Source organism: Citrobacter sp. FP75 (assembly GCF_018342065.1).
Lineage (GTDB): Bacteria > Pseudomonadota > Gammaproteobacteria > Enterobacterales > Enterobacteriaceae > Citrobacter.
In genome coordinates this window covers 534,274-560,614 of the sequence record NZ_JAFDOE010000002.1, presented here as the reverse complement: position 1 = coordinate 560,614, position 26,341 = coordinate 534,274, and the positions used below count along the sequence as shown (strand labels likewise).

At 53.7% G+C, this 26,341-nt stretch carries 28 protein-coding genes; 4 read left to right on the top strand and 24 right to left on the bottom strand.

The window, feature by feature from the left end:
• Window positions 1-19: 19 nt before the first annotated feature.
• Genes JQ822_RS10305 through JQ822_RS10295 form a run of 3 tightly spaced genes read right to left on the bottom strand, consistent with a single transcriptional unit; the run spans window position 20 to window position 2,328 of the window.
• Window positions 20-1,132, bottom strand: coding sequence for a M20 family metallopeptidase (locus JQ822_RS10305; protein WP_213133382.1), 1,113 nt, complete (start codon window positions 1,130-1,132; stop codon window positions 20-22).
• Window positions 1,133-1,144: 12 nt separating this feature from the next.
• Entirely contained in the window at window positions 1,145-1,609 is a 465-nt protein-coding gene (locus JQ822_RS10300; RefSeq protein ID WP_135324532.1) for a YjiG family protein, read from the bottom strand.
• A complete protein-coding gene (locus tag JQ822_RS10295; RefSeq protein WP_213133381.1) occupies window positions 1,606-2,328 on the bottom strand; it encodes a nucleoside recognition domain-containing protein in 723 nt (240 codons plus the stop codon). The genes JQ822_RS10300 and JQ822_RS10295 overlap by 4 nt, the downstream gene beginning before the upstream one ends.
• Before the next feature lie 498 nt (window positions 2,329-2,826).
• On the opposite strand from JQ822_RS10295, the gene mutS reads away from it, so the two are divergent.
• On the top strand, window positions 2,827-5,394 hold the full coding sequence (gene mutS / locus JQ822_RS10290; RefSeq protein WP_213133380.1) for a DNA mismatch repair protein MutS: 2,568 nt from the start codon (window positions 2,827-2,829) through the stop codon (window positions 5,392-5,394).
• 120 nt (window positions 5,395-5,514) lie between these two features.
• On the opposite strand, the gene JQ822_RS10285 is transcribed toward mutS, so the two are convergent.
• From JQ822_RS10285 to JQ822_RS10265, 5 genes are all read right to left on the bottom strand, one after another.
• Window positions 5,515-5,667 (bottom strand): Hok/Gef family protein, encoded by a 153-nt coding sequence (locus JQ822_RS10285; protein ID WP_043017378.1) that lies wholly within the window; start codon window positions 5,665-5,667, stop codon window positions 5,515-5,517.
• A 302-nt stretch (window positions 5,668-5,969) separates the two neighbouring features.
• The gene (locus JQ822_RS10280; RefSeq protein WP_213133379.1) at window positions 5,970-6,512 is read right to left on the bottom strand and encodes a hypothetical protein; all 543 of its coding nucleotides are present in this window, start codon (window positions 6,510-6,512) and stop codon (window positions 5,970-5,972) included.
• A 90-nt stretch (window positions 6,513-6,602) separates the two neighbouring features.
• Window positions 6,603-6,839, bottom strand: a complete 237-nt coding sequence (locus JQ822_RS10275; RefSeq protein ID WP_038633131.1) for a non-oxidative hydroxyarylic acid decarboxylases subunit D — start codon at window positions 6,837-6,839, stop codon at window positions 6,603-6,605.
• A gap of 10 nt (window positions 6,840-6,849) precedes the next feature.
• On the bottom strand, window positions 6,850-8,277 hold the full coding sequence (locus JQ822_RS10270; protein ID WP_213133378.1) for a non-oxidative hydroxyarylic acid decarboxylases subunit C: 1,428 nt from the start codon (window positions 8,275-8,277) through the stop codon (window positions 6,850-6,852).
• Window positions 8,277-8,870, bottom strand: a complete 594-nt coding sequence (locus JQ822_RS10265) for a non-oxidative hydroxyarylic acid decarboxylases subunit B (protein ID WP_213133377.1) — start codon at window positions 8,868-8,870, stop codon at window positions 8,277-8,279. Before JQ822_RS10265 ends, JQ822_RS10270 begins: the two co-directional genes overlap by 1 nt.
• 160 nt (window positions 8,871-9,030) lie before the next feature.
• On the opposite strand from JQ822_RS10265, the gene JQ822_RS10260 reads away from it, so the two are divergent.
• The gene (locus JQ822_RS10260) at window positions 9,031-9,435 is read left to right on the top strand and encodes a MarR family winged helix-turn-helix transcriptional regulator (protein WP_213133376.1); all 405 of its coding nucleotides are present in this window, start codon (window positions 9,031-9,033) and stop codon (window positions 9,433-9,435) included.
• Between the two features lie 89 nt (window positions 9,436-9,524).
• On the opposite strand, the gene rpoS is transcribed toward JQ822_RS10260, so the two are convergent.
• From rpoS to cysD, 12 genes are all read right to left on the bottom strand, one after another.
• A complete protein-coding gene (gene rpoS / locus JQ822_RS10255; RefSeq protein ID WP_000081498.1) occupies window positions 9,525-10,517 on the bottom strand; it encodes an RNA polymerase sigma factor RpoS in 993 nt (330 codons plus the stop codon).
• A 62-nt stretch (window positions 10,518-10,579) separates the two neighbouring features.
• Complete coding sequence (gene nlpD, locus JQ822_RS10250) at window positions 10,580-11,665, bottom strand: murein hydrolase activator NlpD (protein WP_244848837.1); 1,086 nt, start codon at window positions 11,663-11,665, stop codon at window positions 10,580-10,582.
• Between the two features lie 164 nt (window positions 11,666-11,829).
• On the bottom strand, window positions 11,830-12,456 hold the full coding sequence (gene pcm / locus JQ822_RS10245) for a protein-L-isoaspartate O-methyltransferase (protein ID WP_213133374.1): 627 nt from the start codon (window positions 12,454-12,456) through the stop codon (window positions 11,830-11,832).
• On the bottom strand, window positions 12,450-13,211 hold the full coding sequence (gene surE / locus JQ822_RS10240; RefSeq protein WP_115257613.1) for a 5'/3'-nucleotidase SurE: 762 nt from the start codon (window positions 13,209-13,211) through the stop codon (window positions 12,450-12,452). Before surE ends, pcm begins: the two co-directional genes overlap by 7 nt.
• On the bottom strand, window positions 13,192-14,241 hold the full coding sequence (truD, locus tag JQ822_RS10235) for a tRNA pseudouridine(13) synthase TruD (RefSeq protein WP_213133373.1): 1,050 nt from the start codon (window positions 14,239-14,241) through the stop codon (window positions 13,192-13,194). Before truD ends, surE begins: the two co-directional genes overlap by 20 nt.
• Window positions 14,238-14,717 carry a 2-C-methyl-D-erythritol 2,4-cyclodiphosphate synthase gene (gene ispF / locus JQ822_RS10230; RefSeq protein ID WP_096755920.1) on the bottom strand — a complete coding sequence of 160 codons (480 nt, stop codon included), beginning with the start codon at window positions 14,715-14,717 and terminating at the stop codon, window positions 14,238-14,240. Before ispF ends, truD begins: the two co-directional genes overlap by 4 nt.
• Window positions 14,717-15,421 carry a 2-C-methyl-D-erythritol 4-phosphate cytidylyltransferase gene (gene ispD / locus JQ822_RS10225; protein ID WP_213133372.1) on the bottom strand — a complete coding sequence of 235 codons (705 nt, stop codon included), beginning with the start codon at window positions 15,419-15,421 and terminating at the stop codon, window positions 14,717-14,719. The genes ispF and ispD overlap by 1 nt, the downstream gene beginning before the upstream one ends.
• A 17-nt stretch (window positions 15,422-15,438) precedes the next feature.
• Window positions 15,439-15,750, bottom strand: a complete 312-nt coding sequence (ftsB, locus tag JQ822_RS10220) for a cell division protein FtsB (protein ID WP_003034163.1) — start codon at window positions 15,748-15,750, stop codon at window positions 15,439-15,441.
• Window positions 15,751-15,968: 218 nt separating this feature from the next.
• The gene (locus JQ822_RS10215) at window positions 15,969-16,292 is read right to left on the bottom strand and encodes a DUF3561 family protein (protein ID WP_135324521.1); all 324 of its coding nucleotides are present in this window, start codon (window positions 16,290-16,292) and stop codon (window positions 15,969-15,971) included.
• 49 nt (window positions 16,293-16,341) lie between these two features.
• The gene (cysC, locus tag JQ822_RS10210) at window positions 16,342-16,947 is read right to left on the bottom strand and encodes an adenylyl-sulfate kinase (protein ID WP_213133371.1); all 606 of its coding nucleotides are present in this window, start codon (window positions 16,945-16,947) and stop codon (window positions 16,342-16,344) included.
• Window positions 16,947-18,374 (bottom strand): sulfate adenylyltransferase subunit CysN, encoded by a 1,428-nt coding sequence (gene cysN / locus JQ822_RS10205; RefSeq protein ID WP_213133370.1) that lies wholly within the window; start codon window positions 18,372-18,374, stop codon window positions 16,947-16,949. The genes cysC and cysN overlap by 1 nt, the downstream gene beginning before the upstream one ends.
• A 9-nt stretch (window positions 18,375-18,383) precedes the next feature.
• Window positions 18,384-19,292, bottom strand: a complete 909-nt coding sequence (gene cysD / locus JQ822_RS10200; RefSeq protein WP_213133369.1) for a sulfate adenylyltransferase subunit CysD — start codon at window positions 19,290-19,292, stop codon at window positions 18,384-18,386.
• 253 nt (window positions 19,293-19,545) lie between these two features.
• On the opposite strand from cysD, the gene JQ822_RS10195 reads away from it, so the two are divergent.
• Window positions 19,546-20,589 (top strand): aminopeptidase, encoded by a 1,044-nt coding sequence (locus JQ822_RS10195; RefSeq protein WP_213133368.1) that lies wholly within the window; start codon window positions 19,546-19,548, stop codon window positions 20,587-20,589.
• Window positions 20,590-20,633: 44 nt separating this feature from the next.
• On the opposite strand, the gene cysH is transcribed toward JQ822_RS10195, so the two are convergent.
• From cysH to cysJ, 3 genes are read right to left on the bottom strand one after another with little or no spacing between them, the layout of a single operon-like run.
• Window positions 20,634-21,368 (bottom strand): phosphoadenosine phosphosulfate reductase, encoded by a 735-nt coding sequence (cysH, locus tag JQ822_RS10190; RefSeq protein WP_213133367.1) that lies wholly within the window; start codon window positions 21,366-21,368, stop codon window positions 20,634-20,636.
• Window positions 21,369-21,379: 11 nt separating this feature from the next.
• Window positions 21,380-23,092, bottom strand: a complete 1,713-nt coding sequence (gene cysI, locus JQ822_RS10185) for an assimilatory sulfite reductase (NADPH) hemoprotein subunit (RefSeq protein ID WP_213133366.1) — start codon at window positions 23,090-23,092, stop codon at window positions 21,380-21,382.
• On the bottom strand, window positions 23,092-24,891 hold the full coding sequence (gene cysJ / locus JQ822_RS10180; RefSeq protein ID WP_213133365.1) for an NADPH-dependent assimilatory sulfite reductase flavoprotein subunit: 1,800 nt from the start codon (window positions 24,889-24,891) through the stop codon (window positions 23,092-23,094). Before cysJ ends, cysI begins: the two co-directional genes overlap by 1 nt.
• Window positions 24,892-25,196: 305 nt before the next feature.
• Between cysJ and queD the strand changes: the two genes are divergently transcribed.
• Window positions 25,197-25,559: a 6-carboxytetrahydropterin synthase QueD gene (gene queD / locus JQ822_RS10175; RefSeq protein ID WP_003825707.1), complete on the top strand. Its 363-nt coding sequence runs from the start codon at window positions 25,197-25,199 to the stop codon at window positions 25,557-25,559.
• A gap of 86 nt (window positions 25,560-25,645) precedes the next feature.
• On the opposite strand, the gene queE is transcribed toward queD, so the two are convergent.
• Window positions 25,646-26,317, bottom strand: a complete 672-nt coding sequence (gene queE / locus JQ822_RS10170) for a 7-carboxy-7-deazaguanine synthase QueE (protein WP_135324503.1) — start codon at window positions 26,315-26,317, stop codon at window positions 25,646-25,648.
• Between the last annotated feature and the right edge of the window lie 24 nt (window positions 26,318-26,341).

The window sequence follows — 26,341 nt, the reverse complement described above, 5'->3', positions numbered from 1 at the left end:
AGGCTATATTATCGGCAGGTTACAGCATCATAATAATACGTTTTAATAAACGGATCCGCGGTTCAATTGAGGCAATATCCAGCCACTCATCAACGCCGTGAAAACCCGCACCGATCGGCCCCAGCCCGTCCAGCGTCGGAATGCCTAGCGCAGCCGTGAGGTTGGCGTCGCTACCACCTCCAACGGCCAGCCATGTCACGGCGATCCCCTCTTCCTGACCGGCCCGTTCAACCAGCGCCATCAGTCGTTGCGTCTCTTCGCTCGCCGCCATTGCGGGCTTATGGCTTACACGAGTGAGCGTGGTAGTCACGCCATCAAGAAAACCTTGCTGGCAGAGCGACTGCAGCGCCTGATGAACGCGGTCATACTCTTCATTTTCCCAGAAGCGTACATCCAGTTCCGCCTGTAGCTTCGCCGCCACCACGTTCGCCGCACTTCCGCCGTGTACTACGCCCACGTTAAGCGTGGTTCCGCGCGCCGTGTCGGTCAATGCGTTAATCGCCAATACACTGTTGGCAAAAGCAGTGATCGCAGAACGTCCTTTTTCAGGCTCATTTCCGGCGTGTGCCGCTACACCGTCAAACGTCAGTTGATAACCGCCAACCCCTTTCCGCGCTTTTACCAGCGAACCGTCTGCCCGGGCGGCTTCGCAGACCAGTACGCAGCGCGCGCGCTTCGCCAGTTCACCAATCCATTCGCTGGAGTGAACGCTGCCGGTCTCTTCATCCGGGTTCATTGCCACCGCGATAGATAAACGTTCCAGATGCTCCGCAGGCAATGTGCGCATGGCCCAGACAATATTCAACAAACCGCTTTTCATGTCGGAGACGCCGGGCCCATACAGGCGGCTTTCATCACGGCTCATCGGGCGTTCAGCTACCGTTCCCGCAGGGAAAACAGTGTCCAGGTGACCAATCAGCAGGACATCGTATTGCGCTGCATGAGGCTTGTTAGTGGCCAGCAGCGCCGGACCAACCGCACTGCCTAAATCAATCTGCTCCGTATGCCAGCCTTCCTGCCGCCAAAGCTCACGCATCACCGCGGCGACCTGGGCTACGCCTGCTACCGTTTGCGTTCCGCAGTCGACGTTGACCAGCGTTTGCAGTTCATCAATATACTTTTCCAAATCCATGGTCATTCCTTATCAGAGAATAATGCGCATCAGCAGCATCGCTAAAAAAGCGTTCAGAACGGAGATAACAATCATCAGGGGAATACGTTTAGCACTGGTGCCAATAACGCCAAGAATGCGGCCCAAATACTGCACCTGAGAGCCCATCAGATAAATTGCCGGGGCCAGGATAGCCAGATGCTCGCCGGTCAGGATCCCTTTATCAAACAGGCCAATCGCAACGCCGATCCCTCCGCCCATCGACATCCAGCCACCAATCAATACCGCGGCGGCCTCACCGGGCAGACCAAACAGCCCCATCAGCGGTGCGAACACCATGCCAAGCCCTTTCAGCGCACCGGTAATCTCCAGTGCTTTGATGATGATAAAGGCCATCACTACGTTCGGCAGCGTGCTGGTTGTCGCAATGTTCCAGCCTTTACGGGCCCCTTCTACAAATACGTCGGTGATAACAGGATTAGAAGTTGGCGCACTCATGATGCTTCTCCCGGTACAGTTGATTCGGCTTTTTTATTGGTGAAAGTGAGGACCAGGCGCATCATGTTGGCGCCAACAACTTTCATAATGAACATCACGGCAATGCACGCACCAATGGACGCAGGCACAGCCGGTGTGCCATCCACTGCCATCAGGGTGAACAGGATTGCACCAGAGGAGAAAAAGTTGGTGATCATCGCCCCAGCGGAAAACTGGAACATGGCAAAAATATCTTTTTCGTTTTCCGTGATTTCGCCTTCATCAGCCAGGTTACGCGTCAGCGATGCGCCAACATCCGTACTCTGCAGGCTGCCAATCAGCGCCAGACCGGTATTTCCTGGGATCCCCATCAACGGACGCAGCAACGGCGTTAACAGACGACGCGCCGCGCGCAAAGCGCCGTAGTGTTCCAGCACGTTGATCATGCCCAATGCAAACATGACGGCAGGAATTAATCCCAGAGCGAAGAGGAAGCCGTCCATTGCACCGTGGCCGCCGGTGCCACGAAACGCGCTGGTCGCCGTCGTCAGCGTATCGCCCTCAAGGCTCGCTTTACTGACAACTTTGCCAAAAGCACCGTTCAGGGTGGTGAAATCAAATACGCCGTACCATTCTTTTCCGCCGAGTAATCCAGAGAAAAATACTGCGGCGAATGCCAGAGCAAAATAAGCCCCCGGCCCAACCTTATTATTATCCTGGGTAGGTAAACTCATATCCATTTCCTTGTTAACGTGGAGAATCACCTGGCTATTCTGAATAAACAAAGAATAAATAAAGTGATTTAAATCATCACAAATGCGTACATTGTTCAGGAATATTTAAAAATGTGACATGCCATAGCGTGCCATTAAAATAAGACCCACACGCTTATATTTAAATTAATCATTACTTATGTAATGAAGAGTAAATACACCACCAAAAAAGTGAGCGGAATTAAAAATAATAAACAAAAAGATTTACAGATATTATAAATGATGTCCTTGAAAACCAACGGATGAATCCTGATGATTATCAGTGATAAGATAGCGTTTTCATGCTGGATTGGGTGAGTCGCCCCCTCCCCCTGCTGATCGAGACTTGGTTTGACGTCGATAGATAACGTATTGATTACAATCGACTGATTGGGAGTCACCTTCATTGATGTATATGGATTTAAAGTGGCTTCACGTGGAGCCATACACGTATCCAAAAGGCTTAAAAAAACGAGCAAAAACAATATGAAAGAGTCTATTGACAAGGATCTATCAGACCACACCCCCATGATGCAGCAGTATCTCAAGCTGAAAGCACAGCACCCGGAGATCCTGCTGTTTTACCGCATGGGCGACTTTTACGAAATGTTTTATGACGATGCGAAACGTGCGTCGCAACTGCTTGATATCTCGCTGACTAAACGCGGTGCATCCGCAGGCGAACCGATCCCGATGGCGGGTATTCCTCATCATGCGGTAGAAAACTACCTCGCCAAGTTGGTCAATCAAGGTGAGTCGGTTGCCATTTGCGAACAAATTGGCGACCCGGCCACCAGCAAAGGGCCGGTTGAGCGCAAAGTTGTTCGCATCGTCACGCCTGGTACTATCAGCGATGAAGCGCTATTGCAGGAGCGTCAGGACAACCTGCTGGCCGCCATCTGGCAGGATAGCAAAGGCTACGGCTACGCCACGCTGGACATCAGCTCCGGGCGCTTTCGCGTCAGTGAGCCGGCCGACCGCGAGACCATGGCGGCTGAATTGCAGCGCACCAACCCGGCAGAACTGCTGTATGCCGAAGACTTCGCCGAGACATCGCTGATCGAAGGTCGCCGTGGGTTGCGCCGCCGTCCGCTGTGGGAATTTGAAATCGATACCGCCCGCCAGCAGCTTAACTTACAGTTTGGCACGCGGGATTTGATTGGCTTTGGCGTCGAAAACGCTCCACGCGGATTATGCGCCGCAGGCTGTCTGCTGCAATATGTGAAAGATACCCAGCGTACCTCGCTGCCGCATATTCGCTCCATCACGATGGAGCGCCAGCAGGACAGCATCATTATGGATGCCGCCACGCGTCGCAATCTGGAGATCACCCAGAATCTGGCCGGTGGCATCGAGAACACGCTGGCTTCCGTGCTCGACTGCACCGTCACCCCGATGGGTAGCCGTATGCTCAAGCGCTGGCTGCATATGCCGGTTCGCGATACTAAAATCCTCACTGAGCGCCAACAGACCATCGGCGCACTACAGGATGCTACCGACGAGTTACAGCCGGTGTTGCGTCAGGTCGGTGATTTGGAGCGTATTCTGGCCCGTCTGGCACTGCGTACCGCGCGTCCACGCGATCTGGCCCGCATGCGTCATGCTTTTCAGCAATTGCCCGAGCTGCGTGCGCAACTGGAAAGTGTAGAAAGCACGCCGGTACAGATGCTGCGCGAAAAAATGGGCGAGTTCACCGAACTGCGTGAGCTGCTGGAACGCGCCATCGTCGAGGCCCCGCCAGTACTGGTGCGCGACGGTGGCGTCATTGCCCCTGGCTATAACGACGAGCTGGACGAGTGGCGAGCGCTGGCCGATGGCGCGACCGACTATCTGGACCGGCTGGAGATCCGAGAACGCGAGCGTACCGGTCTTGACACCCTGAAGGTAGGTTTTAACGCCGTACACGGCTACTACATTCAGATCAGCCGCGGACAAAGCCATCTGGCACCGATTAATTACGTGCGCCGCCAGACGCTGAAAAATGCCGAGCGCTACATTATTCCTGAGCTCAAAGAGTACGAAGATAAAGTCCTGACCTCGAAGGGCAAGGCGCTGGCGCTGGAAAAACAGCTGTACGACGAACTGTTTGACATCCTGTTGCCACACCTGGCGGATTTGCAGCAGAGCGCCAGCGCGCTGGCGGAGCTAGACGTGCTGGTCAACCTGGCCGAACGGGCTTATACGCTGAATTACACCTGTCCAACCTTCACCGATAAACCCGGCATTCGCATTACGGAAGGTCGTCATCCGGTGGTCGAGCAGGTGCTGAGCGAGCCGTTTATTGCCAACCCGCTCAGCCTTTCGCCTCAGCGCCGGATGTTGATCATCACCGGTCCGAATATGGGCGGTAAAAGCACCTATATGCGCCAGACCGCGCTGATTGCATTGCTGGCTTACATCGGCAGCTATGTTCCGGCGCAAAAGGTTGAGATAGGTCCTATCGATCGCATCTTTACCCGCGTGGGCGCGGCGGATGACCTGGCGTCCGGTCGTTCCACCTTTATGGTTGAGATGACCGAAACCGCCAATATTTTGCATAACGCCACCGAAAACAGCCTGGTATTGATGGATGAGATTGGACGCGGTACTTCCACCTATGATGGCCTGTCGCTGGCCTGGGCGTGTGCAGAAAACCTTGCCAATAAAATCAAATCGTTGACGCTATTCGCCACCCACTACTTCGAGCTGACTCAGTTAGCAGAGAAGATGGAAGGCGTTGCCAATGTGCACCTGGATGCGCTAGAGCATGGCGATACCATCGCCTTTATGCATAGCGTCCAGGATGGCGCGGCGAGCAAGAGCTATGGTCTGGCGGTGGCGGCGCTGGCAGGCGTACCGAAAGACGTTATCAAACGTGCGCGGCAAAAATTGCGCGAGTTGGAAAGCATTACGCCAAATGCCGCTGCAACTCAGGTAGATGGTACGCAAATGTCGCTGCTATCGGTTCCGGAAGAAACATCACCCGCCGTTGAAGCGCTGGAAAATCTCGATCCGGATTCGCTAACGCCCCGCCAGGCGCTGGAGTGGATCTACCGACTGAAGAGTCTGGTGTAACGTTGTAATGCCCGATGGCGCCTGGCTTATCGGGCCTACAACAACTGGCGCGCACTTCGGGAATGGGTGCGAGAGGACAAAACCAGGCCATCAGGACGCGGGGTTTCCCCCGCGTTGTTGCTACTTCTTCGGTTCGTAAGCGAGAACAGCTTTAAACTCCATATTACGCTCTTTGATACTTAACTCGCACAGCGAATCTCGTACCATTAACGTAAATCCCAGCACCGTGAAACACAGCACTACAATCGCCACCAGGGCATATTTTGTCAGCATGTCTTGCCTCCCTGCAAAGAAGAGACTAACATCCAAATGGTCTAGGTTTGTACGTTAGCCTCAGGTTGATAGAACTATCTCCTGGGGCTTTTGTCTTTCCGGGACCTTGCAAATGCTCAAAGCTCAGAAAGCCTCAAGCACCCGCCGCTATTCTATTCCAGGCGTCATCTCCTCGAACAATTTAAGCCATTTGCTACGAGCCTGCTCGCAAAATAACGAACCCCGGATATTCCGAGGCTTAATATTAGTGCGTTGTGACGCTGCGCTTATCGGGCCGACATGAACTACCATTTCCAGGCCCCTCAGCGTTGCGCCATCGGCGTACAAGTCTGAAGAATGACGCCAGAAATAGAATCTTTGCTATATTGCCTGACCGTATAGCTCGGCGGTTCACTAACGGTAATATCTGTATAATTAGCGTACGTAACACGTTGTTCCCGAAAAAGTTCACGCACTGTATTCGCCATTTCAGGATTTCCAGGAAAATCGACCTGCAGGGTTGAAAGATCGAGCTCACTACGTATTTTTCGCTGCTCTTCTTGGATATTTTCTTCCGCCGAAACAGACACATACATATAGGGCTTTTCTGCATTAACGATTGAATAGGTTATCGCACTATCATAATAGAGATGATGAAATTGCCGACCCGTTATCGTCATTACGGACATAATCTGTACTGAAATTGTGCCATCCCCACTCTTAACGTCCATGTGGGCCTGACATTTAATAACAGAGCCAACGGACCCGCTATTATAGATTTGCATGATTTGTTCATGTGATGCGCTTTGCGCGCCAGAATTCATTCCCAGTAAAGATAATAAAACGACTCGCCGATAGAGTGACATATTTCTGAAAACATCCTTGTTGTCATGCTGCAAAAAAGAACTTAAGCAATTGTATACCGGGTAAGGCGAAGCCGCACCCGGCTATGTTGATTAGCGCTTATCTTCCGCCAGCAGCGGCGGGATACTCGGCACCATCGGCGCATCATCAATATCTTTTTGCGTCATGCGAAACGCTTGCGGGTAGTGCTCGCGGCTGGTGCGGCGTAGCGGTTCGGTATTACGCCAGGTGTACAGACAATGCTGGCACTGATATACCGTCCAGACGCCTTTCACCGGCGAGTTTGCCATCACTTCAATATGTTCATCGGCACAACGGGGACAAATCATCTGCAACTCCTTATTTACGTTTGGCCAGCATGGCGGTCAGCTTTTCAGCCCAGGCTTTGGTTTCCGGTAAGTCGCATACCGGCTGGCTGTAGTGCCCACGGTTATCCGGTGCAACCGGCGTGGTGGCATCAATAATTAGCTTGTCGGTGATCCCCGCCGGGCTGGAACCCGGATCAAGCTCCAGTACCGACATATTCGGCAACTGCACCAGGTCTCCCGCCGGATTAACTTTCGACGACAGCGCCCACATCACCTGCGGCAGGTTAAACGGATCAACGTCTTCATCGACCATAATCACCATCTTCACGTAGCCCAAACCATGCGGCGTGGTCATTGCGCGCAGACCCACCGCGCGGGCAAAGCCACCGTAACGTTTTTTGGTAGAGATAATCGCCAGCAAACCGTGGGTGTACATGGCGTTCACCGCCTGCACCTCCGGGAATTCCGCTTTCAGTTGCTGGTACAGCGGCACACAGGTCGCGGGGCCCATCAGGTAGTCGATTTCAGTCCACGGCATACCCAGATACAGCGATTCAAAAATCGGTTTGGTGCGATAAGAGACTTTATCGATACGCACGACGGTCATATTGCGCCCCCCGGAATAGTGACCGGTAAACTCGCCAAACGGACCTTCGATTTCACGTTTACGGCTTTCAATGACGCCTTCAAGGATCACTTCGGAGCCCCACGGAACATCAAAACCGGTTAACGGCGCGGTGGCGATCGGGTATGGGCTTTCACGCAGCGCGCCCGCCATTTCATATTCAGACTGATCGTACTTCAGCGGCGTAGCACCCATCAGGGTGATGATCGGATCGTTGCCAAGCGTAATAGCAATCGGCAGATCTTCACCGCGCTCTTCTGCTTTATGCAGGTGCAATGCGATGTCGTGCATCGGCACCGGCTGCAGGCCAAGCTTGCGTTTGCCCTTCACTTCCATGCGATAAATGCCGACGTTCTGCTTGCCGAAGTTATCTGGATCCAGCGGATCGCGCGACACCACGCACGCTTTGTCGAGATAGAAGCCACCGTCACCGTCGTTCAGGCGAAACAGCGGCAGAATATCAAACAGGTTGATGTCGTCTCCATCAACGGTGTTCTCCGCCCAGGCCGGATTGGCGCGACGTTCTGGCGTAACCGGAAATTTATCCCAGCGGCGGATAAACTCATCGATCTGTTTTTTCACCGGCGTGTTAGGCGGCAGGCCCAAAGAGATAGCGTGGTTTTGCCAGGAGCCTATGGTGTTCATTGCCACGCGGGCGTCGGTAAAGCCGCGAATATTGTCGAACCACAGCGCGGGAGCGCCATCGCCGATACGGCCGGTCGCATTGGCGGCTGCGGCCAAATCCGGCTCCGCGTTCACCTCTTCACTGATTTTCAGCAATTGCCCCTGGTCGTCCAGCGCCTGCAAGAAGCCGCGTAAATCATCAAATGCCATTATTCATTCTCCTGTGAAAAATTCTGCGCCGATCGTAAACCCTGCCAACGACGAGCATTAGGGTGTTCCAGACCAAACTGATCGAGCACGCGTGCGACAATGTGCTGCGTAATGTCATCGACCGTTTCTGGATGGTTGTAATACGCAGGCATGGGCGGCACCATCGCGACGCCCATGCGGGAAAGTGAGAGCATGTTTTCCAGATGGATGGTACTAAGCGGCATTTCACGCGGCACCAGCACCAGTTTGCGCCCTTCTTTCAGCACCACGTCGGCAGCGCGTCCCACCAGCCCTTCGGCGTAACCCGCACGAATACCGGCCAGCGTTTTCATGCTGCAGGGGATAATAATCATGCCGTCGGTGCGAAATGAGCCGGAGGAGATCGTCGCCGCCTGGTCCGCCGGGTTGTGGCAATAATCAGCCAGCGCAGACACCTCGCGGACGCGATAAGGCGTTTCCAGTTCAATGGTGGTTTTCGCCCACTTCGACAGCACCAGATGCGTTTCCACTTCAGGTATTTCCCGCAGCGCCTGTAGCAGCGATACGCCAAGCGGTGCTCCCGTTGCGCCGGTCATTCCTACGATCAGTCTCATTCCGCCCCTCAAAATTCGTTCGCATACGAACATTTTAATTAAAATACTCTCGTGGCACATTTCGGGCAAGGGTGACTCGCACAGATAGCTAAAGATACAATCGTTAAAAAATGGCGCGTTACCCGCTATGATAGAGGCCAGCAGCGATCCTGGAGTTCCTATGCAGTTACGAAATAAAGCCTTTCATCTGTTACGTCAGCTTTTTCAGCAGCATACGTCACGCTGGCAGCACGAATTACCGGAACTCACCAAACCACAGTATGCGGTGATGCGCGCCATTGCGGAGCAACCCGGCATTGAACAGATCGCCCTGACCGAGGCTGCGGTTTGCACCAAAGCCACGCTTGCGGAATTGCTGAGCCGCATGGAAAAACGAGAGCTGGTCAGGCGTGAGCACGATCCATCGGATAAGCGCCGGCGGTTTGTCTATTTGACTGCGCAGGGTGAAGCGCTACTGGCAAGTGCGGCGCCGCTGGGAGATAGCGTCGATAATGAGTTTCTGGGCCGACTTAGCGAGGAGGAACGCGAACAGTTTACGCAGCTGGTGCGTAAGATGATGGGGTAATTCTGATGGATGGCGCTACGCTTATCCAGTGATGAACAAAGAAAAAGGCCAGCCTCACTGAGACTGGCCTTTCTTGATAGAACTTGTGCTTACTCGCGGAACAGCGCTTCGATATTCAGCCCTTGTGTCTGCAGGATTTCACGCAGACGACGCAGACCTTCAACCTGAATCTGGCGAACACGTTCACGGGTGAGACCAATTTCACGGCCCACATCTTCCAGTGTCGCAGCTTCGTACCCCAGCAGACCGAAACGACGTGCCAGCACTTCACGCTGTTTGGCGTTCAGTTCGAACAGCCATTTGACGATGCTCTGTTTCATATCATCGTCTTGCGTGGTGTCTTCCGGACCGTTTTCCTTTTCATCGGCCAGAATATCCAGCAACGCTTTTTCGGAATCGCCACCCAGCGGGGTGTCTACCGAGGTAATGCGCTCGTTGAGTCGGAGCATACGGCTGACGTCATCAACTGGTTTATCCAGTTGTTCAGCAATCTCTTCTGCGCTCGGTTCGTGATCCAGTTTATGCGATAACTCACGTGCAGTACGCAGATAGACGTTCAGCTCTTTTACAATGTGGATCGGCAGTCGGATCGTACGGGTTTGGTTCATAATCGCCCGTTCGATCGTCTGGCGGATCCACCAGGTTGCGTATGTTGAGAAGCGGAACCCGCGCTCCGGGTCAAACTTCTCGACGGCACGGATAAGCCCCAGATTGCCCTCTTCAATCAGATCCAGCAAAGCCAGACCACGATTGCCATAACGACGGGCAATTTTAACCACCAGACGCAGGTTACTTTCAATCATGCGACGGCGAGAGGCAACGTCTCCACGCAGTGCGCGACGCGCGAAATAAACTTCTTCTTCGGCTGTTAACAGTGGTGAATAACCAATCTCACCAAGGTAAAGCTGAGTCGCGTCCAACACACGCTGTGTGGCCCCTTGCGATAACAGCTCCTCTTCAGCCAGGTCGTTATCACTGGGTTCCTCTTCACTCAAGGCTTTTTCATCAAAAGCCTCTACTCCGTTCTCATCAAATTCCGCGTCTTCATTTAAATCATGAACTTTCAGCGTATTCTGACTCATAAGGTGGCTCCTACCCGTGATCCCTAAACGGAACTAGCACGTGAAAGCCTGGTTCCGCCGAATTATCGCTGCGGTAAATAGCGCAGCGGGTTTACGGATTTCCCCTTGTAACGAATTTCAAAATGCAAGCGTGTAGAACTGGTTCCGGTGCTACCCATGGTAGCTATTTTCTGCCCCGCCTTGATTTCTTGTTGCTCCCGGACCAGCATTGTATCGTTATGGGCGTAGGCACTCAGGTAATCATCGTTGTGTTTGATGATAATAAGATTACCGTAACCACGCAGCGCGTTACCGGCATAGACGACGCGCCCATCTGCGGTCGCGACAATAGCCTGTCCCTTACTGCCTGCAATGTCGATCCCTTTATTGCCACCCTCGGTAGCCGCAAAGTTTTCAATCACTTTGCCGTCAGTCGGCCAACGCCAGGTAGAGATTGGCGAGCTGGTAGACGTTGAGCTTGCAGTCGATTCGGTTGCGCTAACTGCTGGTGCCGTTACTGGCGCTGTGACAACTGTCCCAGCAGGCTTGTTGTTCGGCAACATTTTATTAGCACTTTGTTCACCTGAATCCTCAGAATACGTAATTGTGGGTTTCGAAGCAACAGCAACGGTGGAATTTTGTGCAGGGTTGGTCACAACTCCTTGCTGTGCTGCATCCGCCTGGGTGATGGCATTACCACCGGTAATCGGTGTACCCGATGCATTGCCCACTTGCAGAGTTTGGCCGACATTCAAGCCATACGGGGCCGGAACGTTATTGCGTTGTGCGAGGTCACGGAAATCGTTCCCGGTGATCCAGGCAATATAGAAAAGGGTGTCGCCTTTCTTAACCGTATAGGTGCTGCCGCCGGTATAGCTACCTTTCGGAATGTTCCCATACTTACGATTGTACACAATACGCCCGTTTTCCGTCTGAACGGGCTGCTGCGCAACAGGCTGGATCTGTGTGGGTTGAGTAGCCGAAGGCTGTTGCACCGGTTGGATCTGCGGCGTTTGCTGTGCTGTCGCCGTCGAACCCATTTTTGGTGGAGGCGTGATTAGCATGCCAGAATTGGTGTTCGTTGACGCGCCGCCGTCAACAGAGTTGACCGGCGCTGGCGGATTCGAGGTGTTAGAACAGCCTGCCAGCCATAACGAAACCAGTGACAATGCCGCCATGCGGCGAACGGTAAATTTGTGGCTTCCCGCGCTCATTTATCCCCCAGGAAAAAATTGGTTAAAACCCATGACGTAATCACCGTGCAAGGCATCGTCACAATACGCTTACCTGTTCCAGAATATCCAGGAAAACTCCAGGTATTCGGAACCCGTATCTACGCTAACTCTCCTTTCACTAAAGGAACGAAGCGTACAGCCTCCACGGTATCGATAATAAATTCGCCTCCCCGACGACGCACCCGTTTCAAATACTGGTGCTCATCGCCCACGGGTAAGACGAGAATGCCGCCTTCATCCAACTGCATCATCAATGCCGTTGGGATCTCAGGTGGCGCTGCCGTCACAATGATAGCGTCAAATGGGGCTCGCGCCTGCCAGCCTTGCCATCCGTCACCATGACGGGTTGAAACATTATGCAAATCAAGCTGCTTCAGGCGGCGACGCGCCTGCCATTGCAGGCCTTTAATGCGCTCAACGGAGCACACGTGCTGCACCAGGTGCGCCAGAATCGCCGTCTGGTAGCCCGAGCCGGTGCCGATCTCCAGCACGCGTGATTGCGGCGTCAATTCAAGCAACTCGGTCATACGCGCGACCATATAAGGCTGCGAAATCGTCTGCCCCTGACCAATTGGCAGGGCAATGTTTTCCCAGGCCTTATGTTCAAACGCCTCATCAATAAATTTTTCACGCGGCACGGCGGCGAGCGCATCAAGGACAAGCTCATCTCTGATGCCCTGCACACGTAATTGTTCAAGAAGAGTGTGTACGCGCCTGCTTACCATTGCGTGTCGACTCCCACGCTGTCTAACCAGTCAGAAACCACTTGATGCGCGCCATATGCGGTTAAATCGACATGCAGCGGCGTGACAGAAACATAGCCTTCATCAACGGCAGCAAAGTCTGTATCCGGCCCGGCATCGCATTTTTCGCCCGGCGGCCCAATCCAGTACAGCGTATTCCCGCGCGGGTCCTGCTGTGGAATGACCTGATCCGCCGGATGACGGCTGCCGCAGCGGGTGACGCGAATACCTTTAATCTGATCCAGCGGCAAGTCCGGTACGTTGATATTCAGAATACGCCCGGTGCGCAGCGGTTCACGGCTCAGCGCGCGTAAAATACGGCAGGTGATCGCAGCAGCGGTATCGTAGTGTTTATGCCCATCCAGTGAGACCGCCAGCGCAGGGAAGCCGAGATGTCGGCCTTCCATCGCCGCCGCAACGGTTCCGGAATAGATGACATCATCACCCAGATTAGGACCTGCGTTAATCCCGGAAACGACAATGTCCGGACGCGGACGCATTAATGCGTTTACGCCCAGGTAGACGCAATCGGTAGGCGTGCCCATTTGCACGGCGATATCGCCATTTTCATAGGTAAAAGTGCGAAGCGAGGACTCCAGCGTCAGCGAGTTAGACGCGCCACTGCGGTTACGATCCGGGGCAACCACCTGTACGTCAGCAAACTCACGCAGCGCTTTCGCCAGCGTTTGTATACCGGGTGCGTGGACCCCATCATCGTTACTCAGCAATATACGCATAATCACCCATTGTGTTAATAAGTTCCCTTACTACACTGGTGGCAAAGCTACCTGCCGGTAGCCAGAAGCGTAACTCAACGGTTACGTCATCCCACCAGTTCCAGCTTAATTGTTGTGGATACAGCAACATAGCGCGACGCGACGCGTCTACTTTCTCACGCAGTAATAAAGACTGCAGCACGCTTTCTTCGGCAATGGCGGTCTGTTCAAACGCCAGCGCTTCGCGCTGAGTTCCCCACTCACCGCAGCCGGGTAATGCCGCTGTAATCATCAGTTCTTTATCATCAACGCGACGCTGTAATTCAGCCTGTTCGTCCACCGTGGCAACAAACCAGCTTCCGCGTCCAGACAATTGTAGCGCATCGCCGTCAACAACTTGATTAAAGTCTGTTTTTTTCACGCGTTCACTGACTATCTGATTAAACAACGCGCTGCGGGCTGCCGACAACCAAAAACTGCGTTTATTGCGATCGCGCACCGGCGCATCGCTCTGTGCCCAGCGCAGCGCGCCTTGCAGGTTGCTGCCGCCGATGCCAAAACGTTGAGCGCCAAAATAGTTCGGCACGCCGCGCTCGCTAATAGCCTGCAAACGCGCTTCAACATCATCGCGCGCGCTGACTTCGCGCAGCACCAGCGTAAAGTCGTTACCTTTCAGGGCACCTAAACGCAGCTTACGCTTGTGACGGGCGTACTCCAGCACTTTACAGCCTTCAAGCTCAAATTTGCTTAAATCAGGCATGACATTGCCCGGTACGCGCGCGCACAGCCACTGTTCCGTGACCGCATGCTTATCTTTTTGCCCGGCGAAGCTGACTTCACGGGCATGAATTTTCAGAAATTTTGCCAACGCATCCGCCACAAAACGGGTGTTACACCCGTTCTTCAGGATGCGTACCAGAACGTGCTCGCCTTCGCCGTCCGGCTCGAAGCCTAAATCTTCGATCACCACAAAATCTTCTGGATTCGCTTTCAATACCCCGCGGCCCTGCGGTTTGCCGTGGAGATACGTCAGGTTGTCAAACTCTGTCATTTTGCTGCCTTTATGAGTAACGCCACCGCTTCACAGGCGATCCCTTCCCCACGCCCGGTAAAACCGAGTTTCTCCGTGGTGGTGGCTTTCACGTTAACATCATCCATATGACAGCCGAGATCTTCGGCAATAAACACGCGCATTTGTGGAATGTGCGGCAGCATCTTAGGTGCCTGAGCAATAATAGTGACATCCACATTTCCAAGCGTATAGCCTTTAGCCTGAATACGCCGCCAGGCTTCACGTAATAACTCGCGGCTGTCGGCCCCTTTAAAGGCCGGGTCGGTGTCCGGGAACAGTTTACCGATATCGCCCAGCGCAGCCGCGCCCAGCAGCGCGTCAGTCAGCGCATGTAACGCGACATCACCATCAGAATGCGCCAGCAGTCCCTTTTCGTACGGGATGCGCACGCCACCAATGATAATTGGGCCTACGCCACCAAAGGCGTGTACATCAAAACCGTGTCCAATTCGCATTATGCATTCTCCTGATTTCGGGTCAGATAAAATTCCGCCAGCGCCAGATCTTCCGGACGGGTAACTTTAATATTATCAGCGCGTCCTTCGACAAGCTGCGGGTGAAAACCGCAATATTCCAGCGCCGAGGCCTCATCGGTAATGGTTGCCCCTTCGTTGAGCGCCCGGCTCAGGCAGTCGTGTAACAGCTCGCGGGGGAAAAACTGCGGCGTCAACGCGTGCCATAAATCGGTGCGTTCGACCGTATGGGCAATGTCTGTCTTGCCCGGCTCCGCACGTTTCATCGTGTCGCGCACCGGTGCGGCGAGGATCCCACCAATACGGCTGGTTTCGCTTATCGCCAGCAATCGGGATAAATCATCCTGATGCAGGCATGGCCGGGCGGCGTCATGCACCAGCACCCAGCGAGCATTCCCGGCGGCTTGCAAACCGGCCAGTACCGAATCGGCGCGTTCATTACCGCCATCCACTACGGTGATTTGCGGGTGCGCAGCAAGTGGAAGTTGAGCAAAGCGGCTGTCGCCTGGGCTAATAGCAATAACGACATGCGTCACCCGGGGATGCGCCAGTAGCGCAGCAACCGAGTGTTCAAGAATGGTTTTATTGCCGATGGAGAGATACTGCTTAGGACACTCCGATTGCATTCGGCGGCCAAATCCGGCAGCCGGTACCACGGCGCAAACGTCCAATAAAGTGGCTGCCATGTTAATCCTTGGCTGGTTTATCGATTGTTTTGCCCTGCAGTCTGAGCGCGTTTAGACGCGTCAGGCACCAGACGATAAAATGTTTCGCCCGGCTTAGTCATGCTGAGTTCGTTGCGAGCACGCTCTTCGATCGCTTCCTGACCGCCATTGAGATCGTCAATTTCAGCAAACAGCTGATCGTTACGCGCTTTAAGTTTCGCATTTGTAGCTTGCTGCGCAGCCACATCATCGTTGACGCGGCTATAGTCATGTATGCCGTTCTTACCGAACCACAGCGAATACTGGAGCCAGACCAATAAAGCCAGCAACAGCAGCGTTAGTTTACCCATCCTGCCCCCTGAAAAACGGCATCATCATCCCATAACTTCCGCAGACGACTCTCCGTCTGCAGGCGGGAATACCGCGACAACGCGGGCAAATGTACCACATTTGCCCGTTGTTACGTATACCCCGTGTAAGGAGAACATAATCTCATTGTTGGTTACGGTTTGAATTATGACCAGCCCGAATTCAGCATCAGTAGTCATGTAAAGAGAAGGGAGATAGCCTAGCCCAGCAGCCACATAAACAATGCCCCGAACATCAGCCCCACCGTCAGCAGGGTAAACATAATGCTCAGGAACAGGCGCCCATTCATTAACGAGTGCAGGGCAATACCCGCCACAATCGCAACAGGCAGCAACGCCAGGAAAAACGGCCAGGTATAGATGAAGAAAAACAGCGTGTTAGGGCCATACATCAAACATGGAATTCCCAGAGCCAGCAACCACGCAACAAAACCGACCACAGCACCCGGTAGTGACCAGGTGGTTTCGTCGTCGGTTTTGAAGGTGTCTGACTCTGTAATAGTAATGTTATGGCTGTTACGCATATCTAATCCTGTGACCTTGACTGACCGGGCATAAAAGCTCGGGGGTGTCTCAGGATCTGATAATATCGTCCTGTCTCAGCAGGTCTAATAATTGAGGGATCAAATTTGTTACCAATTGTTCACCATCCAGGTGAATCTCTGGCGATTCAGGCGCTTCGTACACCGCATCAATTCCGGTAAAGTTTCGCAGTTCACCCGCTCGCGCTTTTTTATACAACCCTTTCGGATCGCGGGCTTCGCATGTTGCCAGCGGTGTATCAACAAACACCTCAATAAATCGCCCCTCGCCCACGCGTTCGCGAACCATTTGCCGCTCCGCACGATGTGGGGAAATAAATGCCGTCAGCACTACCAGACCGGCATCTACCATCAGGTTAGCCACTTCCCCCACCCGACGAATGTTCTCCTTGCGATCGGCGTCGCTAAAACCCAGATCGCTGCACAGGCCGTGGCGCACGTTATCACCGTCCAGCAAATAGGTACTGACACCCAAATGGTACAGAGCTTCTTCCAGCGCCCCCGCCACCGTCGATTTACCGGAGCCAGACAGCCCGGTAAACCACAGCACAACACCACGGTGACCGTGGCGTTGCTCCCGCTGCTGCGGCGTAACAGGATGAGCATGCCAGACGACGTTTTCGTCATGCAGCGCCATCACTTTCCTCCGTGCAAATCACGAGCGTTCCAGTGCGGGAAGTGGCGACGCACCAGCGCATTGAGTTCCAGTTCAAACGTGCTGAACTGAGAAGCTGCTGCATGCTCCTGAACGATCGGCTCACGCACCAGTCCCGCGCCAACGGTAACGTTGGTCAGGCGGTCAATGAGAATCAGCCCGCCCGTTACCGGGTTATGCTGATAGGTATCCAGCACCAGCGGTTCATCAAAGGTCAAATTGACCAGGCCAATACCGTTCAGCGGCAACGCGTCAACGTCACGCTGGGTCAGGTTGTTAATATCGACCTGATACTGCACGCTATCCACACTCGCACGCGTTTTCTTGCCCGCCACTTTGATGTCATAGCTTTGGCCTTCCGAAAGCGGTTGTTCCGCCATCCACACCACATCAACGGCGGCATGTTGTACCGCAGGCAATGCTTCACGCGCATCCAGCAGCAGGTCGCCACGGCTGATGTCGATTTCATCTTTCAGCACCAGGGTAATTGCTTCACCCGCATGCGCTTCCGGCAAGTCACCATCAAAGGTGACGATCCGCGCGACGCTTGACTCAACGCCGGACGGCAGCACTTTGACGCGTTGCCCTACCTTCACGCTACCGGAAGCCAGCGTTCCGGCATAGCCGCGAAAATCCAGATTCGGGCGGTTCACATATTGCACCGGGAAGCGCATCGGCTGAGTCTCAACAGCACGCTGGATCTCTACCGTCTCCAGTACCTCCAGCAGCGTCGGGCCGCTATACCATGGCATCGTTACACTTTGAGAGGCCACGTTGTCGCCTTCCAGCGCAGACAGCGGCACAAAGCGAATGTCCAGATTGCCCGGCAATTGTTCAGCAAAGGTCAGATAATCTTCACGAATTCGGGTGAATGTCTCCTCACGGAAGTTCACCAGATCCATTTTGTTGATCGCCACCACCAGGTGCTTGATCCCCAGCAACGTGGAGATAAAGCTGTGACGACGAGTCTGATCCAGCACGCCTTTGCGCGCATCGATCAGCAGGATCGCCAGATCGCAGGTCGATGCACCGGTCGCCATGTTGCGGGTGTACTGCTCGTGCCCGGGCGTATCGGCAATAATAAATTTGCGCTTCTCGGTGGAGAAATAACGGTAAGCTACATCAATGGTAATGCCCTGTTCACGCTCGGCCTGCAGCCCGTCAACCAACAGAGCCAGATCGAGCTTTTCGCCCTGGGTACCATGACGTTTACTGTCGTTGTGCAGCGATGAGAGCTGATCTTCATAAATCTGGCGCGTGTCGTGCAGCAGGCGACCAATCAGGGTGCTTTTCCCGTCATCCACGCTACCGCAGGTTAAAAAACGCAGCAGGCTTTTGTGTTGCTGGGCAACCATCCAGGCTTCAACGCCGCCTTCATTAGCAATTTGTTGTGCAAGTGTCGTGTTCATGGCGGCTCCTTAGAAATACCCCTGACGTTTCTTCAGCTCCATGGAGCCCGCCTGGTCGCGGTCAATCACGCGGCCCTGACGTTCACTGGTGGTTGAGACCAGCATCTCTTCGATGATTGAAGGCAGCGTTTGCGCGTTTGATTCCACCGCACCGGTAAGCGGCCAGCAACCGAGCGTGCGGAAACGCACCATGCGTTTTTTGATCACTTCACCAGGCTGCAGATCGATCCTGTCGTCATCAATCATCATCAGCATGCCGTCGCGTTCAAGCACCGGACGCTCCGCCGCCAGGTACAGCGGCACAATGTCTATATTTTCCAGCCAGATGTACTGCCAAATATCCTGCTCAGTCCAGTTCGACAGCGGGAATACGCGAATACTTTCGCCTTTGTTAATTTGTCCGTTGTAGTTGTGCCACAGTTCTGGACGCTGGTTTTTCGGGTCCCAGCGATGAAAACGGTCACGGAAAGAGTAAATGCGCTCTTTGGCACGCGATTTCTCTTCGTCACGGCGAGCGCCGCCGAACGCGGCGTCAAAACCGTATTTGTTCAGCGCCTGCTTCAGCCCTTCCGTTTTCATGATGTCGGTATGTTTGGCGCTGCCGTGGACAAACGGGTTAATCCCCATCGCCACCCCTTCCGGGTTTTTATGCACCAGCAGCTCGCAGCCGTAGGCTTTCGCCGTACGGTCACGGAACTCATACATCTCGCTGAATTTCCAGCCGGTATCCACATGCAGCAACGGAAACGGCAGCGTGCCAGGATAAAACGCTTTGCGCGCCAGATGCAGCATTACGCTGGAGTCTTTACCGATGGAATACATCATCACCGGATTAGAAAACTCGGCGGCCACCTCACGAATAATATGGATGCTTTCCGCTTCCAGTTGCCGCAGGTGGGTAAGTCGTTTTTGATCCATAACCGTTCCTATGTAATGCCGTTATTGTTCTAACGATGCTCAGATAACTCGACTATAGGGAGGGCAAGAGAGCGAATGAAATTACGAATTGGAATGAGTAGTTCCTCAAAGGAATAACGACCTGGAAAAGCAAATATCAAAAAGTGCTTAAGCTACCGAATTTCGGGCATTTAGGAGCAAATGAAATTGTTTTACCTCGATCACGGTTTCATACTAGCGGGTAAAAATTTATGCTTGGTATTAAGGACTCACTATGTTTTCCGCATCGCGCCACATTACTGCTGCCCTGGCGCTCGGCGCGTGCTTTATCCTCCCCGCACAGGCAACATCTTCGAAGCCCGGAGATGTCGCAAATACCCAGGCTCGATATATTGCAACGTTTTTCCCAGGCCGCGTGACGGGTTCTCCGGCAGAAATGTTATCTGCCGATTATTTACGTCAACAATTTCAGCAGATGGGCTACAGCAGTGATATTCGGACGTTTAAGAGCCGTTATGTTTATACCGCCAAAGATAATCGTAAAAACTGGCATAACGTAACGGGAAGTACCGTAATTGCAGCACATGAAGGTAAAGCGCCACAGCAGATTATTATCATGGCGCACCTCGACACCTACGCCGCACAAAGCGATGCCGATTCAGATGCCAATCTGGGTGGATTAACCCTGCAAGGGATCGACGACAACGCGGCGGGTCTCGGCGTGATGCTGGAACTGGCAGAAAAACTCAAAAATGTCCCGACCGAGTACGGCATTCGCTTTATCGCCACCAGCGGTGAGGAAGAAGGCAAGCTCGGCGCAGAGAACGTTCTTAAACGCATGAGCGCCGCAGAGAAGAAAAATACGCTGTTGGTGATTAATCTCGATAACCTGATCGTCGGCGATAAGCTCTATTTCAACAGCGGGCAAAGAACACCTGAAGCGGTACGCAAACTCACGCGCGACCGGGCACTGGCTATCGCGCACAGTCGCGGTATTGTTGCCAGCACGAATCCGGGCCTGAATAAGGACTATCCGAAAGGAACAGGATGTTGTAACGATGCGGAAGTTTTCGACAAAGCGGGAATCTCCGTGCTCTCCGTTGAAGCGACCAACTGGAGCCTGGGCAAAAAAGACGGCTATCAACAGCGCGCCAAAAGCGCCTCGTTCCCGGCAGGCAACAGCTGGCACGATGTGCGACTGGATAACCAGCAGCATATCGATAAAGCCTTACCCGGCCGGATAGAACACCGTAGCCGTGACGTGGTACGCATTATGCTGCCGCTGGTAAAAGAGCTGGCGAAGGCCGATAAATCCTGAAGAAGAAGCCCGGTAATACGTAAACCTTACCGGGCTTTTAGCTGTTACCCTTCGTGCAACCCGCACTCGCGTTTAAGCCCAAAGAACCGCGTCTCTTCTTCCGCCATACCCGGCTCCCATTTACGGGTGGTGTGGGTATCGCCTACCGACAGATAGCCCTGATCCCACAACGGATGGTACTTCAGGCCGTGTTGTTGCAGATACTGGTACACCGTGCGGTTGTCCCAGTCGATGATCGGCAGCACTTTAAACACGCCGCGCTGGATGGCCAGCACCGGCAAATGCGCACGGCTACCCGACTGCTCGCGGCGCAGACCGGCAAACCAGGTTTGCGCATTGAGTTCTTTCAGCGCCCGGTTCATCGGTTCGACTTTGTTGATGTCATTGTATTTCTCAATGCCTTCAACGCCCTGCTCCCACAGCTTACCGTAGCGTGCTTCCTGCCAGGCAGCACTCTCTTTTGCCCGGTAGACCTGCAGGTTGAGCTTGAGTTTGTCCGTTAACTCGTCAATAAACTGGTAGGTTTCCGGGAACAGGTAGCCAGTATCGGTGAGGATCACCGGAATATCCGGGCGAGCCTGATTCACCAGATGCAGGCTGACCGCAGCCTGAATACCAAAGCTTGAGGAAAGCACATAGTCGCCGGGAAGATTTTCCAGCGCCCATGCCACGCGATCTTGCGCGCTCAGCTTTTCCAGTTGGCTATTGGTTTGTGCCAGTGCCATGACGCGCTCAACTTTTGGCAGTTCATTCAGCGCGTTTAGATCGAGTACGGACATAGTTACCTCGTTTATTCCCACAAATCCCGGGCGGGATCGAGCACCGGGCGAATAATGCCCGCACGCACCGTAAAGTCGCCGAAGCCTTCACCCGCTTCGCGCTCTTTCGCCCAGCGCCCAATCATTTCATCCAGGGTGGCCAAAATTTCCGGCTCGGTGATATTCTCTTTGAACATCCGTGGAATGCGCGTCCCAATACGGTTGCCGCCCAGGTGCAGGTTGTAACGTCCTGGCGCTTTGCCAACCAGACCGACTTCTGCCAGCATGGCGCGACCGCAGCCGTTCGGGCAACCCGTAACGCGCAGCACAATGTTTTCGTCGCTCAACGCGTATTTCGCCATCAGCACATCGATGCTATCGATAAACGTTGGCAGGAAGCGTTCGGCCTCCGCCATCGCCAGCGGACAGGTCGGGAACGACACGCAGGCCATCGAGTTTTCGCGCTGCGGAGTAACGGCATTCATTAAGCCGCTCTTCTGCGCAATCTTCTCGATCTTCGCCTTATCACTTTCCGGCACACCGGCAATGATCAGGTTCTGGTTGGCGGTAATGCGGAATTCGCCTTTGTGGATCTTCGAGATCTCCAGCAGACCCGTTTTCAGCGGACGCCCCGGATAATCCAGAATACGTCCGTTCTCAATAAACAGCGTCAGGTGCCATTTATTATCGATCCCTTTCACCCAGCCGATACGATCGCCGCGACCGGTAAATTCATACGGACGAATCGGCTCAAATTTGATCCCTGCACGGCGCTCGACTTCCGCTTTGAAGGTCTCAACGCCAACGCGTTCCAGCGTGTATTTGGTTTTAGCGTTTTTACGATCGGTACGGTTACCCCAGTCACGCTGGGTGGTGACTACCGCTTCCGCGACGGCCAGCGTATGCTCCAGCGGCAGATAGCCAAATTCACTCGCCGTACGCGCGTAGGTTTTCTTGTTACCGTGTTCGATAGACAAACCACCACCCACCAGCAGGTTGAAGCCCACCAGTTTGCCGTTTTCTGCCACCGCGACGAAGTTCATGTCATTGGCATGCAGATCGATATCGTTCTGCGGTGGGATCACCACCGTGGTTTTAAACTTACGCGGCAGATAGGTTTGACCAAGAATTGGCTCTTCATCTGTGGTGGCGACCTTTTTCTGATCGAGCCAGATCTCCGCATAGGCACGGGTACGCGGCAGTAAATGCTCAGAGATCTTTTTCGCCCACTCGTAGGCTTCCGCATGCAGCTCGGATTCGTACGGATTGGAGGTGCACAACACGTTACGGTTCATATCGTTGGCGGTCGCCAGCGCGTCAAGACCAACGGAATGCAGCATCTGATGCACCGGCTTGACGTTCTTCTTCAGAATACCGTGGAACTGGAAGGTCTGACGGTTGGTCAGACGAATGCTGCCGTAAATAGTATTGTCATGGGCGAACTTGTCGATCGCCTGCCACTGTTTGGTGGTGATGACCCCACCCGGCAGACGGCAGCGCAGCAGCATTGCATGACGCGGCTCTAGCTTCTGTTCAGCTCGCTCGGCACGAATATCGCGGTCATCCTGCTGGTACATACCGTGAAAACGGATCAGCAGGAAGTTATCACCTTTAAAGCCGCCGGTGAGGCCATCATTTAAATCTTCGGCAATGGTGCCGCGCAGGTAGTTGCTCTCTACCTTCATGCGCTCGGCGTCCGTCAGTTTACCTTCGACCACCAGTGGGCCAGGATGTTTTTCGCTCATTAGTAGACATCTCGCTGATAACGGCGCTCTACGCGCAGCTCACTTAAAAATTCGTCCGCCGTTTCGACGTCCATACCGCCGAATTCGGCAATCACTTCCAGTAAAGCCTGCTCAACGTCTTTCGCCATGCGATTGGCGTCGCCGCAGACATAAATGTGCGCACCGTCATTGATCCAGCGCCACAGCTCTGCACCCTGTTGGCGCAGTTTGTCTTGTACGTAGACTTTTTCTTTTTGGTCACGTGACCAGGCGAGATCGATACGGCTCAGTACGCCCTCTTTGACGTAGCGCTGCCATTCCACCTGATACAGGAAATCTTCAGTAAAGTGCGGATTGCCAAAGAACAGCCAGTTTTTGCCTTCCGCCCCGTCCGCCGCGCGCTGCTGCATAAAGGCGCGGAACGGCGCGATGCCGGTGCCCGGGCCAATCATAATCACCGGTGTTTCCGGGTTGGCTGGCAGACGGAAGTTGTCGTTGTGCTCGATAAACACGCGCACTTCGCCTTCTTCTTCCACGCGGTCAGCAAGGAAGCTGGACGCACCACCGGCACGCGCGCGGCCTTCAACCTCAAAGCGCACGGCGCCGACTGTCACGTGTACTTCGCTTTCTACTTCCGCCTGCGAGGACGCAATCGAGTACAGGCGCGGTGTCAGCGGGCGCAGCAGACCGATTAACGCCTCTGCGTCCAGCTGTGCCGGAGAAAAACGCAGCATATCGACGATGGGCGTCGTGGCAGCATAGTGTTGCAACTGCGCTTTATCACCTACCAGCGGCAGCAACGTTTCACTGCGCGTTAAGATGGCGTAGTTCTCCACGATATTGGCGGTGTTCACCGTCAGCTCGAAGTGCCACTGCAGCGCTTCGGTAAGCGGCAATAATTTCCCATCAACTGCGACTGGCTCATCACCTTTCAGCCATAGCAGCTCAACAATTTCTTTGACCAGTGCGGGATCGTTCTGATACCAGACGCCCAACGCGTCACCTGGCTGGTAGCGCAGGCCGGAATCACCGAGATCAATTTCAATATGACGCACGTCTTTTTCGGAATCACGACCGGTGATTTTCTGGTTCACCGCAAGCGTTGCGGATAACGGGGCTTCTTTGGTGTATGGGCTGGTGTGTACTTCATTTACCGCACCGCTCGCCACAACGTCTACTGAAGATGCGGCAGGCGTTCGTGCTTTTAGCACCTCAACCAGACGGGCGCGCCACTGCGCGGCTGCCGCCTGATATTCAACATCGGCATCCACGCGATCGAGCAGTCGTTCACCGCCAAGTTCCGCCAGTTTGCTGTCGAAATCTTTTCCAGACTGACAGAAAAATTCGTAGGACGTATCACCGAGACCAAAGACGGCGAAAGCGGTGTTATCGAGTTTCGGCGCTTTTTTAGAGGACAAGAACTTATGCAGCGCCACCGCTTCTTCCGCTGGCTCACCTTCTCCCTGCGTCGAGGCCACCACAACCAGCAGTTTTTCATTGGCAATGTTTTTGAATTTATAGTCGCCAGCATTGATCAGAGTGACATTGAGCTTCGTCGCAATGAGATCGTCACGCAGGGCTTCCGCCACGCGACGCGCATTACCCGTTTGCGAGGCGGAGATAAGCGTAATCCCCGGCATTTCGGCTACAGATGCAGGAGCCACTGCATTTGCGCCCGGCTGCTGATTCAGCACGCCCCAGAAATAGCCTGAAACCCACGCAAGCTGCGAGGGCGTAAGATCGGTCGTGGCCGCCTGAAGGCGTGCCAGCTGCTCCGGATTTAACGGGAGCAAAGCGGAAGGTGGGGCCTGTGTCGTCATGCGTTGTCATGTTCCAGTAAGCAAAGCGGATTTCAGCAATAAAACCCAAACTGAAGATAAGGTTAACGGCGAGGATAGTAACAATTAAAGAAGGGATGGAAATAACAAATAACCAAATGAACTAACCTGTTTTAGTTATAGTTATTAACGGCAAAATCGATTTAATAACTATATGATATATAAATCGTTATTAAACATTAACAGCGTAAATATGGCATTCTGATGCTTAGCGCCCTTTTAACTAATGATAAATTTTGCTCTTTACGGTACCCTACGGCGGTTTTTTGCCTTCTTGAGAATAAATAATGTCCACCACCTTGTTTAAAGATTTCACCTTCGAAGCCGCTCACCACCTGCCGCACGTACCGGAAGGGCATAAGTGTGGCCGTCTGCATGGTCACTCATTTATGGTGCGTCTTGAAATTACCGGTGAAGTCGATCCGCATACTGGTTGGATCATGGATTTTGCTGAGTTAAAAGCGGCGTTTAAACCCACTTACGACAGGCTTGATCACTATTACCTGAACGATATCCCCGGTCTTGAGAATCCAACCAGCGAAGTACTGGCAAAATGGATTTGGGATCAGGTGAAACCTGTTGTCCCTCTGCTGAGTGCGGTGATGGTAAAAGAGACCTGCACGGCGGGCTGCGTGTATCGCGGGGAATGATTCATGACAGCTGCCGGATAGCGGCGCGAATCGTCTTATCCGGCCTACGAATGCGCACTATGTAGTGCCGGATAAAGACTGTACTATCAGGCAATATTCAGATACTTATGCGTTTGCATCGACAAACGCCAGTTGCGTGCAATACAGGTATCAATACACAGACGCGTAGCATCTTCTTTCTGGCTGATAGGCTGTAAGGCGATGATACGCGGTTTATCATCGGTCAACGTCGCCAGCAGTTCATCCAGCGCTTCGATGTCGCGAACACGCCCCACCGGATGCTTGATTTCATTGGCGCGCTCCAGCGCCTGTGACAGCACGTCATAGCCGCCGCGCATATTTACCTTTGGTGATACTGTCACCCAGGTATTCGGCGTACAGCGGACTTCGTGCGTACCGCTGGTTTCAATCTGGCAACTAAAACCGTTCTTTTCCAGCAGTTCGGTCAGCGGCATCAGGTCATGAATGCAGGGTTCACCACCGGTTATCACCACATGGCGGGCGGTATAGCCCTGACGCTGAATCACAGCCAGCAGATCTTCGCTGCTCGCCGCGCCCCATTTATCACTCTCTTTGGTCTTGGCCAGGATGCTGTACAGGGAGACTTCCCGATCCTCAAGCTTATCCCAGGTGTGTTTGGTATCGCACCAGGCACAGCCAACCGGGCATCCCTGTAAACGAATAAAAATGGCGGGGACGCCGGTAAAGTAGCCCTCACCTTGCAGGGTCTGGAACATCTCGTTAATCGGGTACTGCATAGTCATCTCAATGTGGGGATAAAC

Coding starts and splice junctions, on each gene's coding strand:
- JQ822_RS10305 (WP_213133382.1), bottom strand. CDS start 1,132: ATGGATTTGGAAAAGTATATTGATGAACTGCAAACGCTGGTCAACGTC.
- JQ822_RS10300 (WP_135324532.1), bottom strand. CDS start 1,609: ATGAGTGCGCCAACTTCTAATCCTGTTATCACCGACGTATTTGTAGAA.
- JQ822_RS10295 (WP_213133381.1), bottom strand. CDS start 2,328: ATGGATATGAGTTTACCTACCCAGGATAATAATAAGGTTGGGCCGGGG.
- mutS (WP_213133380.1), top strand. CDS start 2,827: ATGAAAGAGTCTATTGACAAGGATCTATCAGACCACACCCCCATGATG.
- JQ822_RS10285 (WP_043017378.1), bottom strand. CDS start 5,667: ATGCTGACAAAATATGCCCTGGTGGCGATTGTAGTGCTGTGTTTCACG.
- JQ822_RS10280 (WP_213133379.1), bottom strand. CDS start 6,512: ATGTCACTCTATCGGCGAGTCGTTTTATTATCTTTACTGGGAATGAAT.
- JQ822_RS10275 (WP_038633131.1), bottom strand. CDS start 6,839: ATGATTTGTCCCCGTTGTGCCGATGAACATATTGAAGTGATGGCAAAC.
- JQ822_RS10270 (WP_213133378.1), bottom strand. CDS start 8,277: ATGGCATTTGATGATTTACGCGGCTTCTTGCAGGCGCTGGACGACCAG.
- JQ822_RS10265 (WP_213133377.1), bottom strand. CDS start 8,870: ATGAGACTGATCGTAGGAATGACCGGCGCAACGGGAGCACCGCTTGGC.
- JQ822_RS10260 (WP_213133376.1), top strand. CDS start 9,031: ATGCAGTTACGAAATAAAGCCTTTCATCTGTTACGTCAGCTTTTTCAG.
- rpoS (WP_000081498.1), bottom strand. CDS start 10,517: ATGAGTCAGAATACGCTGAAAGTTCATGATTTAAATGAAGACGCGGAA.
- pcm (WP_213133374.1), bottom strand. CDS start 12,456: ATGGTAAGCAGGCGCGTACACACTCTTCTTGAACAATTACGTGTGCAG.
- surE (WP_115257613.1), bottom strand. CDS start 13,211: ATGCGTATATTGCTGAGTAACGATGATGGGGTCCACGCACCCGGTATA.
- truD (WP_213133373.1), bottom strand. CDS start 14,241: ATGACAGAGTTTGACAACCTGACGTATCTCCACGGCAAACCGCAGGGC.
- ispF (WP_096755920.1), bottom strand. CDS start 14,717: ATGCGAATTGGACACGGTTTTGATGTACACGCCTTTGGTGGCGTAGGC.
- ispD (WP_213133372.1), bottom strand. CDS start 15,421: ATGGCAGCCACTTTATTGGACGTTTGCGCCGTGGTACCGGCTGCCGGA.
- ftsB (WP_003034163.1), bottom strand. CDS start 15,750: ATGGGTAAACTAACGCTGCTGTTGCTGGCTTTATTGGTCTGGCTCCAG.
- JQ822_RS10215 (WP_135324521.1), bottom strand. CDS start 16,292: ATGCGTAACAGCCATAACATTACTATTACAGAGTCAGACACCTTCAAA.
- cysC (WP_213133371.1), bottom strand. CDS start 16,947: ATGGCGCTGCATGACGAAAACGTCGTCTGGCATGCTCATCCTGTTACG.
- cysN (WP_213133370.1), bottom strand. CDS start 18,374: ATGAACACGACACTTGCACAACAAATTGCTAATGAAGGCGGCGTTGAA.
- cysD (WP_213133369.1), bottom strand. CDS start 19,292: ATGGATCAAAAACGACTTACCCACCTGCGGCAACTGGAAGCGGAAAGC.
- JQ822_RS10195 (WP_213133368.1), top strand. CDS start 19,546: ATGTTTTCCGCATCGCGCCACATTACTGCTGCCCTGGCGCTCGGCGCG.
- cysH (WP_213133367.1), bottom strand. CDS start 21,368: ATGTCCGTACTCGATCTAAACGCGCTGAATGAACTGCCAAAAGTTGAG.
- cysI (WP_213133366.1), bottom strand. CDS start 23,092: ATGAGCGAAAAACATCCTGGCCCACTGGTGGTCGAAGGTAAACTGACG.
- cysJ (WP_213133365.1), bottom strand. CDS start 24,891: ATGACGACACAGGCCCCACCTTCCGCTTTGCTCCCGTTAAATCCGGAG.
- queD (WP_003825707.1), top strand. CDS start 25,197: ATGTCCACCACCTTGTTTAAAGATTTCACCTTCGAAGCCGCTCACCAC.
- queE (WP_135324503.1), bottom strand. CDS start 26,317: ATGCAGTACCCGATTAACGAGATGTTCCAGACCCTGCAAGGTGAGGGC.